Source organism: Algibacter pectinivorans (genome assembly GCF_900112595.1).
GTDB classification, from domain to species: Bacteria; Bacteroidota; Bacteroidia; order Flavobacteriales; family Flavobacteriaceae; genus Algibacter_B; species Algibacter_B pectinivorans.
Map to the genome: position 1 here is coordinate 1 of NZ_FOMI01000021.1, position 1,818 is coordinate 1,818.

A 1,818-nucleotide genomic window follows, 5' to 3' on the forward strand; every position below is an offset into this window, starting at 1 on the left:
AAATTTATAAGCCTGTGCTTGTTTGCTTGCTTCTGATTTTCCTTCGGAAAATCGCCGCACACAAACTCCGCACTATCATTATACGAGACCGTTGTAGCCAATTTGAGAAAATGACAATCCGAGAGATATTAAACACCACAAAACATAGACCTTGGAAAATTCCGACTGATAATTGGAAATTTTACCAAGAGTGGAATAATGCAATATTTCTTCATTATCAAGTCGAATTGACTGAATTGAAAAAATTCGTTCCACAAGAATTGGAAATCGACCTTTTTGAGGAAAAACCTTGGATTTCTGTTGTTGCGTTTACAATGGAAAAAATAAGACCAAAAAACTTGCCTTCCTTCTCGCCAATATCAGATTTTGATGAAATAAATATTCGGACTTATGTTAAGTCAAAAAATAAAACCGGTGTTTACTTCTTGAGCATTGAAGGAGGAAAAAGCTTGTCTTGTAAAGTCGCAAAAGGCATTTCTGAACTTCCTTATAGATTTTCAAATATTGAACGGACTGACATAAAATATCAATCCCAAAACTCTGAATTTAAAGACAAATTAAATATTGAGTTTAAAATTGGAAACGAACTGACCGAGAAAATGGAATTAGACAAATGGTTAACAGAAAGATATGCTCTTTTTCAAGACACAGACGATTCGATAAACGAATTTGAAATCCATCATTTGGAATGGTCGATTAACGAAATTGACATACAAAAATTGGAATTGAATTATCAGAGATTTGAAAAATTAATAAACGAACGACCAAGCAAAACTCATTATTCGAAAGGAGTAAAAGTTTTGGCTTGGGGAAAAATTAAAAACAAAAAAACTGGCTACAACAATGTATAACCGCAATTACGGCGGATTCGACTACGTCCGAATCCACTCGGAATTGCTAAAGTCAGTGCTAAACCAAAAATTAACGCATATAAACCCGTAACTGACTGTTATACGAGACCGTTGGCTGTAATTAAAAACCGAAATCAGAATTAACATATGAAATTAAAACAAAAATTATTTACAATTCTATTTCTGACAATCTCAACAATAGGAATTGCTCAAGATTATAAAAATGAACTAAAGAAGGAATTTAACGATTATTTGAGCACAATTGTAAATATGGAGTTTGAAAAATCTATGGAATATATTGTTCCTGAATTTTTTGAAATTATCCCTAAATCACAAATGATAAAAGTTATGAAACAGGCTTTTAATAATCCAGGTGTAGAAATTGAAATTACAAACCCCAAAATTATAGGAATTAAAGATAAAGAGGAAATTGAAAGCAAATATTATTCACTTCTCACATACTCAAATCAAATGAATATGAAAATTGACGGAGAATCTGAAGAAACTAAAGACGAGAAAACTACAAGAATAAATTTGACAAAATTATCATTAGAAAGTACTTTTGGCTCTGAAAATGTTGAATACAATGAGAAAACGGAGTTTTTTAAAATATATTCTGAAAAAAAAGTATATGGCATTTCTAAAAATGGAAAATCTAATTGGAAATTTTTAGTACTTGAAAAAGGTTCGAAAATTATTTTAGATAAATTATTACCCAAAGAACTTGCTGAAAAAATATAAAAACTACAGCCAACATCGTATAAACTTTATTGCTGGTTTTAGCTCACTTGGGAAATTCCTTCGGAATTTCGCCGTTCGTGTTTTATTTATTAAATTCACTGCTTAAACAACGTAACAAAGCTTATACAACAACGTTACCCAACATTATGAAAAAACTAACCAAATGACCAAAACTGACCTATTTCGAGTAATAATTAAAATTTTCGGAATTTACTGCTTCATTGAT

2 protein-coding genes are annotated in these 1,818 nt (G+C 30.7%); both read left to right on the top strand.

Annotation, left to right across the window (positions count from 1 at the left end; translation table 11 throughout):
• A partial coding sequence (locus tag BMY96_RS15820; protein ID WP_349267214.1) for a YqjF family protein occupies positions 1-851 on the top strand: 851 nt, incomplete at its 5' end.
• A 147-nt stretch (positions 852-998) separates the two neighbouring features.
• A complete protein-coding gene (locus BMY96_RS15825) occupies positions 999-1,592 on the top strand; it encodes a hypothetical protein (protein ID WP_092853963.1) in 594 nt (197 codons plus the stop codon).
• Positions 1,593-1,818 lie beyond the last annotated feature (226 nt).